Consider the following 15,076-nt stretch of genomic DNA (forward strand, 5'->3'; position numbering starts at 1 on the left):
GCCGCGCCCGTTCCCGGGCATCATCGCTCCCGATCTTTGTTTGTTTCGGTTTCAGGAGCGATGCGCGATGAGATTTCTGGTGGTGGGTGCGGGCGCACTCGGTGGCTATTTCGGCGGTCGACTGCTGGAGGCGGGGCGCGATGTCACCTTCCTGCTGCGCCCGCGCCGCGCGGCGCAGCTCGCCAAGACCGGGCTGGTCGTGCAGAGCCCTTTCGGCAACCTGCAACTGCCCGCGCCGGCGCATGTGCTGGCCGAGGACATCAAGGCGCCTTTCGACGTGGTCGTGGTCGGCAGCAAGGCCTATGACCTGGAGGCGACCATGGATTCGTTCGCGCCCGCTGTCGGCCCGAACACCGTCATCCTTCCGCTGCTCAACGGCATGAAGCACATCGACCGGCTGGCCGAGCGCTTCGGTGCCGAGTGCGTGCTGGGCGGCCTGTGCATGATCTCCGCCACGCTGGACGACGAAGGCCGCGTGCTGCACCTGAACGACATGCACGGCCTGAGTTATGGCGAACGCGCCGGTGGCCCTTCGGCCCGCATCGATGCCATCGCGGCGCAGTTCGCGGGCGCGAAGTTCGATGCCACCGCCAGCGAAACCATCATGCAGGACATGTGGGAGAAGTGGGTCTTCATCGCCTCGGCGGCGGGGCTCACGAGCCTGATGCGCGCGTCCATCGGCGACATCGTGGCGGCCGGCGGGCAAGACGTGGCACTGTCGATCTTCAACGAGTGCTGCGCCATCGCCGCGCACAACGGCTTTGCCCCCCGCCCCACGGCGCTCCAGCGCGGCCGCGCGGTGGTGACCACGGCAGGCTCGCCGATGACCGCGTCGATGTACAAGGACATCGTGCGTGGCGCACAGGTCGAGGCCGACCACATCGTCGGTGACCTGCTGGGCCGCGCACCGCGCGTGGATGCGGCAGTGCCATCCGTGCTGCGCACCGCCTACGTCCACCTCAAGGCCTACGAGGCCAGGCGCGCCCGCGAGGCGGCCTGAAGGAAGTCATGGGCGACACGCTCGCGTTCCTCCACACGGCACAGGTGCATGTGCAGACCTTCGCGAGCCTCGCGCGCGAGATCGCGCCCGAACTGAACATCCAGCACCTGGTGATGGAAGAGTTGCTGGCCGATGCCCGTACGCTCGGCGTCGACAACGCCGGCCTGGTCGCGCGCGTGCACGAGGCCATGCGCGAAGCCGCGTCGGACGGTGCACTGGTGGTCGTGTGCACCTGCTCGACCATTGGCGGCATTGCGGAAAAGACGGCCACCGGCGGCGCCTTCACCGCACTGCGCATCGACCGGGCCATGGCCGACCGCGCGGTGCGCAGCGGGCCCCGCGTGCTGATCGTGGGTGCGGTCGAAAGCACGCTGGACCCGACGCGGTCCCTCGTTCTTTCGGCGGCCACGCAGGCCGGCGTCGGCATTCGCGCGAGCACGCTGCTGGTCGAAGAAGCCTGGGTGCATTTCCAGGCCGGCGACATCGCACGCTATGTGCAGACGCTGGCCGAATCGATCCGCGCGGCTGCCGGTGCCTGCGACGTGATCGTGCTGGCGCAGGCCTCGATGGCGCCGGTGACGGCCCTGCTCGGGGACCTCGGCATCGAGGTGCTCAGCAGCCCCGGGCTGGGCACCGCGCACGCGGTGGCCACGCTGCGCGCCTCGCGCACCGCGTGGAACCTCAGTCCGACTTGAGGATCGTCTCGCCCTTCAACGCACCCATGTCGCGGGTGTTGAAGCGGTGCCGCTTCCAGCCGGCCCAGGTGCGGCGGAAGTTGGCGATCGAGATGCCGTAGTACAGCACCTTGAACATGCGCAGCGCGCCCCACATCGGCGTGCCCTTGTAGATGTCGCCGGCCAGCAGCGACATCAACGCTTCCTTCACCCGGAACGGATTGCCCGGGTGCATGAACATGTCGCGGATGGTCGGGTTGGTCACGCGGTAGATGAACCACGAGTACTCGCTCGGGCCCTTGCGCATCATGGCCTCGAAGGCCTGGCGCGTCGCGGGCATTTCCGCCGGCCGGTCGAGCGCGGTGGCCACGAGGTCGGCACCGTCGAAGGCACTGTGCATCGCCAGGTACACGCCCGACGAGAACATCGGGTCGATGAAGGTGAAGGCATCGCCCAGCAGCAGGTAGCGGTCGCCGGTGGCGTGCGTGCTCGAGTACGAGAAATTGCCGGTGGCATGCACCGCGTCGTCGACCAGTGTGGCGTTCTTCAGGCGGTCCACCAGCACTGGGCAGGTGGCGATGGTGTCGTAGAAGAACTCCTTCAGCGGCTTGTCGCGCGTCTTCAGGTAGTAGGGCCAGCAGACCGCGCCCACGCTGGTGGTGCCATCGGCCAACGGAATGAACCAGAACCAGCCGTGCGGGAACCAGCAGATGCTGATGTTGCCTTCCTTCTTGCCTTCGAGCCGCTCGGCGTTCGTGAAGTGGCCGAACAGCGCGGTGCTGTTGTGGTCGGGGTTCTTTTCCTTGCAGCGGAATTTGTTGGCGAGCAGCGTGTCGCGCCCGGTGGCATCGACCACGAAGCGGGTGCGCCAGTTGCGCTTGGCGCCGTCGTCCATTTCGGCCTGTACCGTGGCGCCATCGGCGTCGAATGCCACGTCGCGCACCTTGCAGCCTTCGATGGCCTGCGCGCCGCGCGTGGCGGCATTGCGGAACAGCATCTCGTCGAGTTCGGAACGGCGCACCTGCCAGGCGGAGTCGAGCGACTTGTCCCAGCCTTCGGCAAATTCCACATAGCTGCGGTGCTCGTGCTCGGGCGAGACGAACTCGATGCCGAACTTGGGCATGCCGATCTTCTCGACCTGGTCGCGCACGCCGAGCTTTTCAAACAACTCGACGTTCGCGGGCAGCAGTGATTCGCCGATGTGAAAGCGCGGGTGGTGCGCCTTTTCGAGCAAGACCACGCTACGGCCCTGTTGCGCCAGCAGCGCCGCCACCGTGGAGCCGGCGGGGCCGCCACCGATCACGAGCACATCGCAGGATGCATCGGCACTGGCGGGAACGGGGGAATCTTCGATCGGGGGCATTCGTGTGAGGCTCGTGATGGACGGTGCCGCACAGCATAACGCGGCAAGAAAAGCGCTCTGGCGCCGCCGCGGCACACCGGCCAGACCGGTGCATTTGCGCAAAGTCTGCTAAGTACGCGGCGGCCCGGATCGGCACACTGCCCGCCATGACAGCCCGTGCCGTTGCGGCCGGCAGACGCGCCACGCCCGCCACGCGATCCGGCCTTTGCTTCGATCCTCTCTTGCCAGGACCCGCCATGCCCCTTCTTCGCCTGCTCTTGCTCACGCTCTGCTGCCTCGCGGCGCCCTTCGCCCAGGCCGCCGGCTTCACCACCATCGAAGTGCCCGCCGATGCACAAGGCCCGGCGCTGCGCGGCGCCGTGTGGACGCCCTGCGCCACGCCCGACACCAAGGACTGCCCGGTGGCCGGTGCGCAATTGCCGTTGGTCGTGGTGTCGCACGGCTACGGCGGCTCCTTCCGCGGCCACCAGGACACGGCGCAAGCCCTGGCCGATGCGGGCTTCGTGGTCGCGGCCATCAGCCATTCGAGCGACAACTTCCAGATTCGCGGTGGTCCGAACGACAGGATTTCAGCGCTCGCGACGCGCACCACCGACATCAAGCGGCTGATCGACTACATGCTGCAGCAGTGGCCGTCGCGCAGCGCGCTGGCGGCCGACCGGATCGGCTTCTTCGGTTTTTCCAGGGGCGGCTACACCGGCCTCGTGCTCGGCGGCGCCGTGCCCGATTTCGAACGGCTCCCGCTCCCGCCTTCGGCCAACTGCGCATCGGCACCCGCGAGCCCGCTGTGCACGCTGATGCAGGAGCGCTTCAAAGAGCTCCTGGCCACGCCGTTGACGCATGACGCGCGCATCAAGGCGGCGGTGATCGCTGACCCGTTCAGCCCCGTCTTCGACGCCCAGGGCCTGAAGAACGTGACCCTTCCGATCCAGCTTTGGGCCTCCGCCTACGGCGGTGACGGCGTCACGCCGGAGAGCGTGGCCGCGGTTCGCCGCAACCTGCCCGCACCGCCCGAATGGCATGTGGCGGACAAGGCCGCGCACTTCGGCTTTCTGCCGCCCTGCTCCGCCACGCAGCTCGCGGCCAAACTGGAAATCTGCAACGACGAACCGGGCTTCGACCGCGCGGCCTTTCATGCCACCTTCAACGCCAAGGTGGTGGAATTCCTCAAGCGGCATCTTCTGCACGCGGCCAACTCCTGAGGCCTGAGCACCGCAGGCAGGCGCGGCCCTGGCGCCATTGCGCAAGAACGGCTAAGTACGCCGCGCCTGAAAGCGGCACACTCGCCCTCATGAGAACCCCGCGCGCCGAAGAGAACTACCGGGCCCGCGTGGCCCGTGTGGTCGCGGCCATCGTGGCAGACCCGATGGCGGAGCACCGCCTCGAAGACTTGGCGCGGCTGGCGCATTTTTCGCCATTTCACTTCCACCGCGTCTACAGCAGCATCGCCGGCGAAACGGTGGCCGCCACGGTGCGTCGCGTGCGGCTGGCGCGCGCGACGCAGTTGCTCGAAGAAGGCCACCAGAGCGTCACGCAGGTGGCCATGGAGGTCGGCTACGACAGCCCGCAGGCCTTCTCGCGGGCCTTCGGCCATTTCACCGGACAGTCGCCGCGCGAATTCCAGCAGCACATGCAGCGCATGGCGCCCGAGGCCGGTGCCGCCCAGGCCCTGGTGCGGATCGTCGAGCGGCCCGCGCAGCAGGTGCAGGCCCTGCGCCACCAGGGGCCGCTGTCGACCATTCCGCACACGCATCGCCGGCTGCGCGCCTACGCCGGCGACCGGGTCATGTCGGCCTGGCTGGGTGTTTCCTGCGGCGAGGGGGCCGATCCCGGCGATTACCGGTACTACGCCGCGGCGGCATCGCCCGAGCCCTGGCCCGCCCATGTGAAGCTCGAAACGCTGGACTTGCCGGGTGGCCGCTACGCGCTGCATTGCCTGGCCGGCCCCTATGCCCGCATCAACGCCGCCATCAACGCGCTATATGCCCGCTGGCTGCCGGGCAGCGGCTATGAGCCGGACGACCGACCCATGCTGGAGCACTACCTGAACTCACCCCGGCAGGTGTCGCAGGCCGAGCTGCGCACGGACCTGCTCATTCCCATTCGCTCTGCCGGCGTGCCTTGAGTTGGCGCGGCCCGACGCGGATCGGCGACGGGCCTTTGACAGCTATCGGAGGCGGACGGGTCGCCCCTAACCCGCGCGGCGCTGGCCAGCCAGCCGGCGCACCACGGCCACGAGCCGGTCGATTTCGTCGAAGGTGTTGTAGAACGCCAGCGACGGCCGCACCGTGGTCTCGACACCGAAACGCCGCAGGATCGGCTGCGCGCAGTGGTGCCCCGTGCGCACCGCGATGCCTTCTTCGTTCAGCGCCTGGCCCACCTCTTCGGTGCTGTAGCCATCGAGCACGAAGGACATCACGCTGGCCTTGTCTGCTGCCGTGCCGATCAGGCGCACGCCCGGAATCGTGCCGAGCTGCTGCATGCCGTACACCAGCAGTTCATGCTCGTAGCGCGCGATGTTCTCGATGCCGACCTTGTTGACGTAGTCGATGGCGGCACCCAGGCCCACGGCGTCGGCGATGTTGCCGGTGCCGGCCTCGAACTTGTTCGGGATCGGCTGGAACACCGTCTTCTCGAAGGTCACGTCGGCAATCATGTTGCCGCCGCCCTGCCAGGGTGGCATGTCTTCCAGCACCTCGCGCTTGCCCCAGACCACACCGATGCCCGTCGGGCCGAACACCTTGTGGCCGGAGAACACGAAGAAGTCCGCGCCGATGTCCTGCACGTCGACCCGCATGTGCGAGACCGATTGCGCACCGTCGACCAGCGCCTTCGCGCCCGCGCGATGCGCCAACTCGACGATCTCCTTCACCGGCACCACCGTGCCCAGCGCATTCGAGACCTGCGTGACAGCCACAATCTTCGTGCGGTCGTTGAGCAGCTTGCGGTATTCGTCGAGCAGCACCTGCCCCGAATCGTCCACCGGAATCACGCGCAGCTTTGCGCCCTTGGCGGCAGCGAGCTGCTGCCACGGCACGATGTTGGCGTGATGTTCGAGGTTGGAAACGATGATCTCGTCGCCCTCGCCCACGTGTTGGCCGCCCCAGCTCTTGGCCACGAGGTTGATGGCCTCGGTGGTGCCGCGAACGAAGATCACTTCTTCGACTTCAGGCGCGTTGATGAACTTGCGCACGCGTTCCCGCGCACCTTCGTAGGCGTCGGTGGCGCGTGCCGCGAGTTCATGCGCGGCGCGGTGGATGTTCGAGTTTTCGTGTGCGTAGAAGTACGCGATGCGGTCGATCACCGATTGCGGCTTGTGCGTGGTGGCCGCGTTGTCGAACCACACGAGCTGCTTGCCGTTGACGCGTTCCTGCAGGATCGGAAAGTCGCGCCGCACGGCATTGACGTCGAACGGCGGATGCTGGCCGTTGCCGGCCAGCGGCACCGCTTCCGGGCCACGCGGATCCGGCTTGGCCGGCGTGACGAAACCATTGGGCAAACGCACTGCATCGACAAAGTAGAACTGCGCGTCGCGACCGGCTGGCGCCGAAGGCGGGCTCGGCGGCAATGCCGGCTGGGCCACAGGTGCGGCAAGGCCGGCGAACGGGTCATGAATCGCAACGCCATGACTGGCACTCGCCGACGGATGACCGTAGCTGTTGTTCAAGAAGTAGAACGGCGACGCGGCTGCTTGCGGTGCAGCAGGTGCATTGACCTGCTGCGGCACACCCAGCACCGTGCCACCCAGGCGCGGCTCGAAAGCCGGCGCCACGGACAGCACGTTGTCCGGCACGCCATTGCCCGCCACCGCATGCGGCAGCAAGGCGGGCGCACGGTTCGCGAGCGATGGCAACTGCGTCGGCGACGCGGGCAGCACATTCGCGCCCGGAATCTGCCCTTGCGGGATCGGCGTGCCCGGCACGCTCGGCCCGAAGCCGGCCGGGCTCACCAGTGGCGAGCCCGGCGGCGCGATGTTGGCGGGGAACTGCGCGCCCGGCACCAGCCCGCTCGCCACACCCGGCAGTGATGCCGGCGGCGTGCCCGGCAGCGCGGAGAACATGGCACTGGCCATGCGCGCGAGGATGGCCGGATCGAACGGCGCCTCGCCCGGAATCGAAGGGGTACTCACCGCGGCTTACTTGTAGGTGTCGGGATAGTCGTGGTACTTGCCGATCTCGACATCGTCGAGCACCGCCAGCGCGTCGGTGGTCAGCACCGCGAGCGAGCAGTACAGCGAGATCAGGTACGACGCGATCGCGTGGTTGTTGATGCCCATGAAGCGCACCGACAGGCCCGGGCTCTGCTCGCCCGACAGGCCCGGCTGGAACAGGCCCACCACGCCCTGGCGCTTGTCGCCCACGCGCAGCAGCAGGATCTTGCTCTTGCCGTCGGCCACCGGCACCTTGTTCGACGGAATCAGCGGAATGCCGCGCCAGGTGATGAACTGCGAGCCGAACAGGCTCACGGTCGGCGGCGGCGTGCCGCGGCGCGTGGCTTCACGGCCGAAGGCGGCAATGGCCAGCGGGTGCGTGAGGAAGAAGGCGGGCTCTTTCCAGACCTTGGTCAGCAGCTCGTCGAGGTCGTCGGGCGTGGGCGCGCCAGTCAGCGGGAAGATGCGCTGCTCGTCGGTCACCTGGGCCAGCAGGCCGTAGTCGGGGTTGTTGATGAGCTCGCTCTCCTGGTTCTCCTTGATCGTTTCGATCGTCAGGCGCAGCTGCTCCTTGATCTGGTCGTGCGGGCTGCTGTACAGGTCGGAGATGCGGGTGTGCACGTCGAGCACGGTGCTCACGGCATTGAGGTAGTGCTCGCGCGGGTTTTCTTCGTAGTCGACGAAGGTGCGCGGCAGCTGGTTTTCTTCTTCGCGCGAGGTGCAGGTGACCTTGATCGATTCGGGGTTCTTGACCTTGTTGACGCGGTAGATACCCGCTTCCACCGGCACCCATTGCAGCAAGTGCGTCAGCCAGCGCGGGCTGATCGTCTCAAGCTGGGGAACTGTCTTGGTGGCATTGGCTAGCTGGCGTGCGGCGTTGTCGCCAAGGGCGGTGGTACCACCGACTGTTGCGCTCATGGATCAAGGCTCCTGTTGGAAAGAAAGTGGCCGCCAGTGTCTGGCGACCACGGGTTTCCCCTCAACAGGCTATAGCCGCCAAGTTGATCCTTCGCGCAAGGCGCGATTGCTCCAGTTGCTCGCAACGCATGAGCAGGCCCACCATGTTGATGCCCAGCGCCGTGGCGAGCTTCTGTGCAGTGACGATCGAGGGAATCACGCGGCCGCGCTCCACCTCGCCCACGTAGGAGCGGTTGAGATCGGAACGCTCCGCCAGCTCTTCCTGCGACCAGCCCTTGCCTTCGCGCAACTGGCGCACCGTCACGCCGAAGTCTTCGACGAATGCTTTCATGCGCCACCTGCCTTCGGTGCGTTCTGCAGGCTGGCCTGCGTGACGCTCGCGCCCGGCGGCACGTCGTCGGTGATCCACACATTGCCGCCGATGACCGCGCCCTTGCCCAGCGTCACGCGGCCGAGGATGGTGGCGCCGGCGTAGATCACCACATCGTCTTCCACCACCGGATGCCGCGGCAGGCCCTTCTGCAGGTTGCCTTCGGTGTCGGTCGGAAAGCGCTTGGCACCGAGTGTGACCGCCTGGTAGAGCCGCACGCGCTTGCCGATGACCGCCGTCTCGCCGATCACGACGCCCGTGCCGTGGTCGATGAAAAAACCCGCATCGATCTGCGCGCCGGGGTGGATGTCGATGCCGGTCTGCCCGTGCGCCAGCTCGGCCACGATGCGTGCCAGCAGCGGCAGATCGAGCTCGTACAGCCGGTGCGCCAGCCGGTGATGAATCATCGCGAGCACGCCGGGGTAGCACAGCAGCACTTCGTCCACGCTGCGCGCGGCCGGGTCGCCCTGGTAGGCCGCGAGCACATCGCTGTCGAGCAGGCGGCGCAGGGCCGGCAACGCGTTCGCGAACTGCCGCACCGCCTCGGTGGCGGCCTCGTCGATCTCGCTGGCCGAGCGTGGCTGATGGCGGGCGTTGAAGTTCAGCTCCAACCGCGCCTGACCCAGCAGCCCTTGCAGCGCGGCATCAAGCGTGTGGCCGACGTAGAAGTCTTCGCTCTCGTGGCGCAGATCGGGCGGCCCGAGCCGCATGGGAAAGAGCGCGCCCTTCAGCGACTCCACGATCTGCGCGAGCGCATCGCGCGACGGAAACTCGCGCGCACCGGGTTCACGCGAGCGGCGCTGCGAATCGCGCCACTCGTCGCGCACGCCGTGCAGCGCGCGCACGATGTCGTTCACCTCGAAATGGGCCATGTGTTTTTTTCTCCCTGGAAATTCGATTTGTCGTGCTCAGTCCTGCACCCACGGCAGCGCATGAAAGCGCCAGCCATCGGCGCCGCCGCGGTGCTGCTGCTCGTCGATCTCGCCCTCGAAACCTTCGAGCACGTTGAAGACGTTGGTGAAGCCCGCCTTGGCAGCGGCCTCCGCAGCCAGCGCGGAACGCTTGCCACTGCGGCACAGCAGCAGCGCCACCGCGTCCTTGCCGCCCTCTTTCGCGAGCTTGGCTTCGAGTTCGCGCACAAAGCGCGGGTTGCGCGTGAGCGCGGTGCCGGTGGCCCAGGCCACATGCAGGCTGTCAGGCACATGGCCGACGAACTTGCGCTCCTCGCCCGAGCGCACATCGATCAACACGGCCTGGCCCTTGCGGACGAGATCCCAGGCCACCGGTGGCGTCACGCCACCGGCATAGGGCCAGTTGTTTTCGGCGGCCTTGGCGCGCGCCTGTTCCAGTGCTTCGGGCAAGACGAGGTCTTCAACTTCCACTGACATGCTGTGCGGCTCCTGTTGTGCGTTGGAATTCGCCTTGATGGCGATAACCACCACTGTAGGAGTGCTGTCGCAAAGCTCCAACGACTGAAAAGTCGATTCTTAACAACCAGACGTTGTATAGCAGCGCCTCAGGCGGCAGCCACTTCTGCCGCCTCAGCCGCGCGCACCGCAGGCGCCGTGCGGTCCACGCTCCTGGCGCCATCCACGCCATACGGCACGTCGCCCGCGATCGTGACCCGCCGCACCACCCGGTGCTGATCGCCGTAGTCGTTGATCGCGTAGTGCTGCGTGGCCCGGTTGTCCCAGATGGCCACGTCGCCCTGCGTCCAACGCCAGCGCACCGTGTTCTCCAGGCGGTGCACGTGGCTCTGCAGCACGCTCAGCAGATGGCCGGAGTCATGCGTCGAATGGCCGGCGAGCCGCTTCACGAAATGGCCCAGCACCAGGCTGCGCTCACCGGTCTCGGGGTGCACGCGCACCACCGGGTGTTCGGCTTCGAGCAGGCGGCGCGTGAACACCTCCTTGTAGCGCTTGGCGCCCTCGTCATTCAGGTCGGCGGGCAGACGGGCCGCCGCGTAGTCGTAGTCGTTGCCATGCACCGCGCGCAGCCGGTCGGCTAGCGCCTTCAGGTCTTCGGGCAGGCTTTCGTAGGCGGCCACCGTGTTGGCCCAGACGGTGTCGCCGCCATAGGCCGGGATCACGACGGCACGCAGGATCGACACCTGCGGATAGGCGACCTCGAAAGTCACATCGGTGTGCCACGAATTGGCGCGACCGCCGTGGCGCGAGTCGAGTTCCAGCAACCTGGTGCCATCCTTCGAGGGCACGGTCGGGTGCGGCACCAGCTCGCCCCACAGGCGGCCGAAGGCCTCCTGCTGTGCATCGTCCAGATGCTGCTGGCCGCGGAAGAACAGCACCTTGTGCTTCAGCAGCGCAGCCTTGATGGCCCCGAACACCTCCGGCTGCAGCGCGCCGGAGAGCCGCAGGCCGCGCACCTCGGCGCCGATGTGGCCGGCCTGCCGGACGATGTCGAGTTCGTTGTCCTGTGCGGCGACGGGAGAAGAAAGAATGGCGCTCATCGAAGGTCCTCTTTGGGGTTGGTGGGGAGAAGAACGAAAGGCTCAGTAGGCAAAGCGAAGTCCGGCGGGCAACCCGCCTGTCGTGTCCGGCGGCAATTGCAAAGGTGCTTCATCAAGCGCAGGCGCTCCCGCGAACTCGCGCAGCACCTCTTCCTTGACCTGGGTGAAGGCCAGGTCCACCCGGTTGCGCGGATGCGCGAGCGCCACCGGCACGATGCGGCGGATGCGCCCCGGGCGCGGCTCCATCACCACCACCTTGTCGCCGAGGAACACGGCCTCTTCGACGTCGTGGGTAACCAGGATCATCGTGATCCCCTCAGCCTGCCAGATGCGGTGCAGCTCCTGCTGCAGATGCGCGCGTGTCATCGCGTCGAGCGCGCCGAAAGGCTCGTCGAGCAACAAGATCTCGGGCCTGTTGACCAGCGCCCGCGCGATCGCCACGCGCTGCGACATGCCACCCGACAACTGGTGCGGGTACGCGCTCTCGAAGCCCTTGAGCCCGACCAGCTCGATGTGCGCCTGCACCTCGCTGCGCTTTTGCGCCGCACCGAGCCCGGCATTCAGCAGCCCGAGCGCAATGTTCTGCTGCACCGTGAGCCACGGAAAAAGCCGATGCTCCTGGAACACGATGCCGCGGTCCAGGCTGGTGCCGACGATGCGGTTGCCGTCGATCAGCACCTCGCCGCGGTAGTCGGCCTCCAGGCCCACGATCAGCCGCAGCAGCGTCGACTTGCCGCAACCGCTGGAGCCCACGATGCTCACGAACTCGCCGGGCGTGATGGTCAGACTGATGTCGTCGAGCACCTTCAGCGGTGCGCCCTCGACCTCGTACTGCTTGCTCAGTTGTCGTATTTCGAGTGTGGCTGCGTGTGCCATGTCTTTGTTCTTTCTTCAGAAGCCGGCCACGGAACGCCCGCGCCAGGCCAGCAGGCGGTTCTCGATGCGCGTGGCAATCCAGTTGAGCGTGAAGCCCACAAGCCCGACCACGATCACGCCGAAGATCACGAGGTCCATCCAGAAGTGGTCGCGCCCGTCGATCATGGTGTTGCCGATGCCCTTGCCCGAGACCAGCAGGTACTCCGCGCCCAGCGTGGCCAGCCACGCATAGATCAGCGCCAGGTGCACGCCCGCGAAGATCGAAGGCGATGCGCTCGGCAGCACCACGCGCGTGAAAAGCTGCCAGCGGCTGAAGCGCAGCACGCGCGCCACCTCGACCAGATCGCCCGGCACGCTGCGGATGCCCTCGAAGGTGTTGAGCACCACAGGGAAAAAAGCCGCGAGCGACAAAAACGCCACCTTGGCCGCATCGCCCAGTCCGAACCACACGGACAGCAGCGGAATCCACGCGAACAGCGAGATCTGCTTGAGCGTGTGAAAGCTCGGGCCCACGAGGTTCTCGAACAGGCGGGACAAACCAAGCGCCGCGCCGAACAGCAGCCCGGCACTCGCGCCGATGGCAAAGCCCGCCAGGTCGCGCCACAGGCTGGCCGAGAGTCCGTCCCACAGCGCACCGCTGGTGGCCTGCTCCACCGCCCGCTGCCAGACGCTGCCGATCGACACCAGAAACGGCGAACTCGACCAGCCGAAGCGGACCGCTGCCCACCAGAGCACGACCAGCAACACAGGCAACACCCAGCCGCGCAAGGGCTTGGGCACGCGGCGAAAGAGATTCCGGTCCACGGAAGTGTTGCCGCTCATCAGAACCCCGCACGCCGCCAGCGCAGCAACCGTGTCTCGATCAGCGCGAGCAGCTTGTCGAGCACGAAGCCGACCGCGCCCACCATCACCACCGCCGCCAGCACCACGTCGAGCTGGAACAGTTGCCGCCCGAACACGATCATGTAGCCCAGCCCTTCGCTGGACGCCAGCAGCTCGACCACCACCAGCGCGAGCCAGGCGTGCGTGAAGCCGTAGCGCACGCCGTTCCAGATGGGCGCAAGCGCCGCGGGAAACACCACCTTCGACAGCAACTGCCAGCGGCTGAACCGGAACACCCGCGCCACCTCGATGTAGCGCGTCGGCACGTTCTGGATGCCCTTGTAGGTGTTCAGCGCAATGGGCACCAGCGAGGCCTTGGCGATCAGGATGATCTTGAGCGCCTCGTCGATGCCCACCAGCAGCATCAGCAACGGCAGCCAGCCCAGCACGGGCACCTGCGCGAAAGCCTTGAACAGCGGATAGGTGTAGTCCTTGAAGGTCGGCGACAACCCCATCGCCACGCCAAGCAGCAAGCCCCCCACCAGCCCGACACCGAAGCCCGCGAACACGCGCCACAGGCTGATGCGCAGGTTCTCAAGAAGCTCACCGCTTTGCAGCGCATCGACGAAAGTGGCGGCCACCGTCTCGGGCGAAGGCAGCACCTGCGGCGCGATCCATTCGTTGCGCGCGGCAATGTGCCACAGCAGCAGCACCGCCAGCGGCACCGGCCAGGCAAGCAGCAACCGCCCGATGCCCGACAGCCGGGCGCGCCAGTTGCGCAAAACGGCAGGCGGCGACGAGCGCCCGGCCGCAGGGAGTGGCAATGACTCCGGGGGCAATACCGCACTCATGCGGCGACCTCGAATGCGCCTGCCGGCAGATGGCGACTCATCGCGCCACCGCCACCTGCTTGCCGCTGACTTCGCCATTGGCCTCGTACACCGGCCAGTAGTTCTCCAGCTTGAGTTCGCGCAGGGAAACATCGAGAAAGCTGCGGTCGAACCAGTTGTCGATCTCGGCCTTGCCGCGCACCAGCTTGAGCGCCAATGCCTGCTCGGCGGAATCCTTGTAGCGCTGCACCAGGAACGGGTCGAGCAACGGCGACAGGCGCGTGCGCAGCGGCTGGCCGATGAAGTCCTCGCGCCAGTATTTCTCGGCCACCTCGGCCTTGCCCCATTCCTGGAACACCTCGTCGCGGCGCGACTCGTCCGAATAGCGCCGCGCCACCTTCACCAGCGTGTTCACGATGCGCTGCGTGGCCTTGGGCTGGTTGCGCGCGAAATCGTCCGAGGCCAGCAGCACGGTCTGCCGCGTGTACTTGAACGAGTCTTCCGAGGCCGAATAGATGACCTTCGCCACGCCCTTGTCGCGCAACACGAACAGCTCGACATAGCCGAATGCACCGTCGATGTCCTTGGTGGCCAGCGCCGCCTGCGCGCCGGGCAGATCGAGGTTGATGAGGCGAACGTCGCTTTCCTTCAGCCCATGCGCCGCCAGCGCACGCACCGCCGCCAGATGCAGGTTGGTTCCCTTGTAGAGCGCGATGCGCTTGCCGCGCAGGTCTTCGATGCGCTTGACTGTCGAGTCCGGCGGCACCGCCAGGTACAGGCCGTTGCGCACGCCGGAGCCCGCGATGATGCGGGTCTTGACGCCGCCCGCGCGGTGCACGATGGAAGGCAGGTCACCCTGCCAGGCCAGGTCGAGCTGCTTGTTGACCAGGGCTTCGTTGACGGCCGGGCCCGCGCCCTTGAAGAACACCCATTCGATCTTCGTGCCGTCGGCCTTGAACTCTTCTTCGAGCGCGCCCGTCGAATGCACCAGCGCCGCCGACGAGCCGCCGAAGCGCACCGGGTTGCCCACGCCACCGGTCGCCACGCCGATGCGAATGACCGCAGGCGCATCGCTGCCGGCAGCCAGCAGGCGCGGCGCCACGGCCATCAATGGCCACGCGGCGGCATGGCGGAGAAACGAACGTTTGAGCATGAACGGCAACCTTGGCTTCGATGAATCCAAAAGATTCTGCGAGGCGGCTGCTGGCGCCGGAAGGAAGCTGTTCGCAGTTCCTAATGCCCTGCCCGACTAAGCCATGTTCGATATATGGACCTGCACGAAACGATCCGACGCGGGGCGAAGCACGGGCGTAGAAAAACCCGGCGCCAGAACGGCGCCGGGTTGTTCGCAATCGCCCGAGGGTCCGTCAGAGCTTCGCGATCGAAACTTCCGTCGACTTCACGAGCGCGACCACGTCGGAGCCGATCTTCAGTTGCAGCTCGTCGACCGAGCGCGTGGTGATGACCGAGGTCACGATGCCCCAGGCGGTTTCGACATCGACTTCGGAGACGACGTCGCCGCGGATGATCTCGCGGACCTTGCCCCGGAACTGGTTACGTACGTTGATGGCTTGGATGGACATGATGGTTTCTCTTTCAGTGTGAA

The 15,076-nt window shown here is 66.9% G+C and carries 16 protein-coding genes; 4 read left to right on the forward strand and 12 right to left on the reverse strand.

Translation table 11 applies throughout. The features are described 5' to 3' along the window. Nucleotides 1-67: 67 nt before the first annotated feature. Entirely contained in the window at nt 68-1,000 is a 933-nt protein-coding gene (gene panE, locus ACSFB7_RS00980) for a 2-dehydropantoate 2-reductase (RefSeq protein ID WP_435466213.1), read from the forward strand. An 8-nt stretch (nt 1,001-1,008) separates the two neighbouring features. Beyond that, nucleotides 1,009-1,695 (forward strand): Asp/Glu/hydantoin racemase, encoded by a 687-nt coding sequence (locus tag ACSFB7_RS00985; protein WP_435466215.1) that lies wholly within the window; start codon nt 1,009-1,011, stop codon nt 1,693-1,695. Here the strand turns inward: ACSFB7_RS00985 and ACSFB7_RS00990 are convergent. Then, complete coding sequence (locus tag ACSFB7_RS00990; protein WP_435466217.1) at nt 1,682-3,037, reverse strand: NAD(P)/FAD-dependent oxidoreductase; 1,356 nt, start codon at nt 3,035-3,037, stop codon at nt 1,682-1,684. The genes ACSFB7_RS00985 and ACSFB7_RS00990 overlap by 14 nt on opposite strands. Nucleotides 3,038-3,273: 236 nt before the next feature. Between ACSFB7_RS00990 and ACSFB7_RS00995 the strand changes: the two genes are divergently transcribed. Further along, complete coding sequence (locus tag ACSFB7_RS00995; RefSeq protein WP_435466219.1) at nt 3,274-4,239, forward strand: alpha/beta hydrolase family protein; 966 nt, start codon at nt 3,274-3,276, stop codon at nt 4,237-4,239. Nucleotides 4,240-4,328: 89 nt separating this feature from the next. Next, the gene (locus ACSFB7_RS01000; RefSeq protein ID WP_435466221.1) at nt 4,329-5,162 is read left to right on the forward strand and encodes an AraC family transcriptional regulator; all 834 of its coding nucleotides are present in this window, start codon (nt 4,329-4,331) and stop codon (nt 5,160-5,162) included. A 66-nt stretch (nt 5,163-5,228) separates the two neighbouring features. Here the strand turns inward: ACSFB7_RS01000 and ACSFB7_RS01005 are convergent, their stop codons facing one another. The 11 genes from ACSFB7_RS01005 to ACSFB7_RS01055 all read right to left on the reverse strand — a co-directional run bounded on the left by ACSFB7_RS01005 (nt 5,229) and on the right by ACSFB7_RS01055 (nt 15,053). Next, entirely contained in the window at nt 5,229-7,109 is a 1,881-nt protein-coding gene (locus ACSFB7_RS01005) for a family 2A encapsulin nanocompartment cargo protein cysteine desulfurase (RefSeq protein ID WP_435468042.1), read from the reverse strand. 63 nt (nt 7,110-7,172) lie between these two features. Further along, nucleotides 7,173-8,105, reverse strand: coding sequence for a family 2A encapsulin nanocompartment shell protein (locus ACSFB7_RS01010; protein WP_013541112.1), 933 nt, complete (start codon nt 8,103-8,105; stop codon nt 7,173-7,175). A gap of 61 nt (nt 8,106-8,166) precedes the next feature. Further along, the gene (locus ACSFB7_RS01015; RefSeq protein ID WP_187110265.1) at nt 8,167-8,436 is read right to left on the reverse strand and encodes a helix-turn-helix domain-containing protein; all 270 of its coding nucleotides are present in this window, start codon (nt 8,434-8,436) and stop codon (nt 8,167-8,169) included. Beyond that, entirely contained in the window at nt 8,433-9,347 is a 915-nt protein-coding gene (epsC, locus tag ACSFB7_RS01020) for a serine O-acetyltransferase EpsC (protein WP_435466224.1), read from the reverse strand. The genes ACSFB7_RS01015 and epsC overlap by 4 nt, the downstream gene beginning before the upstream one ends. Nucleotides 9,348-9,383: 36 nt before the next feature. Further along, a complete protein-coding gene (locus ACSFB7_RS01025; RefSeq protein WP_435466226.1) occupies nt 9,384-9,863 on the reverse strand; it encodes a rhodanese-like domain-containing protein in 480 nt (159 codons plus the stop codon). 128 nt (nt 9,864-9,991) lie between these two features. Continuing rightward, on the reverse strand, nt 9,992-10,942 hold the full coding sequence (locus ACSFB7_RS01030; protein ID WP_435466228.1) for a TauD/TfdA dioxygenase family protein: 951 nt from the start codon (nt 10,940-10,942) through the stop codon (nt 9,992-9,994). Between the two features lie 42 nt (nt 10,943-10,984). Beyond that, on the reverse strand, nt 10,985-11,818 hold the full coding sequence (locus ACSFB7_RS01035; RefSeq protein ID WP_435466230.1) for an ABC transporter ATP-binding protein: 834 nt from the start codon (nt 11,816-11,818) through the stop codon (nt 10,985-10,987). 15 nt (nt 11,819-11,833) lie between these two features. After that, on the reverse strand, nt 11,834-12,640 hold the full coding sequence (locus tag ACSFB7_RS01040; protein ID WP_435466232.1) for an ABC transporter permease: 807 nt from the start codon (nt 12,638-12,640) through the stop codon (nt 11,834-11,836). Then, the gene (locus ACSFB7_RS01045; RefSeq protein ID WP_435466234.1) at nt 12,640-13,491 is read right to left on the reverse strand and encodes an ABC transporter permease; all 852 of its coding nucleotides are present in this window, start codon (nt 13,489-13,491) and stop codon (nt 12,640-12,642) included. Before ACSFB7_RS01045 ends, ACSFB7_RS01040 begins: the two co-directional genes overlap by 1 nt. Nucleotides 13,492-13,528: 37 nt before the next feature. Further along, nucleotides 13,529-14,623 (reverse strand): ABC transporter substrate-binding protein, encoded by a 1,095-nt coding sequence (locus ACSFB7_RS01050; RefSeq protein WP_435466235.1) that lies wholly within the window; start codon nt 14,621-14,623, stop codon nt 13,529-13,531. A 214-nt stretch (nt 14,624-14,837) separates the two neighbouring features. Beyond that, the gene (locus ACSFB7_RS01055; RefSeq protein WP_187110274.1) at nt 14,838-15,053 is read right to left on the reverse strand and encodes a TOBE domain-containing protein; all 216 of its coding nucleotides are present in this window, start codon (nt 15,051-15,053) and stop codon (nt 14,838-14,840) included. Nucleotides 15,054-15,076 lie beyond the last annotated feature (23 nt).

This window comes from Variovorax raffinosi (genome assembly GCF_051216615.1).
GTDB lineage: Bacteria > Pseudomonadota > Gammaproteobacteria > Burkholderiales > Burkholderiaceae_C > Variovorax.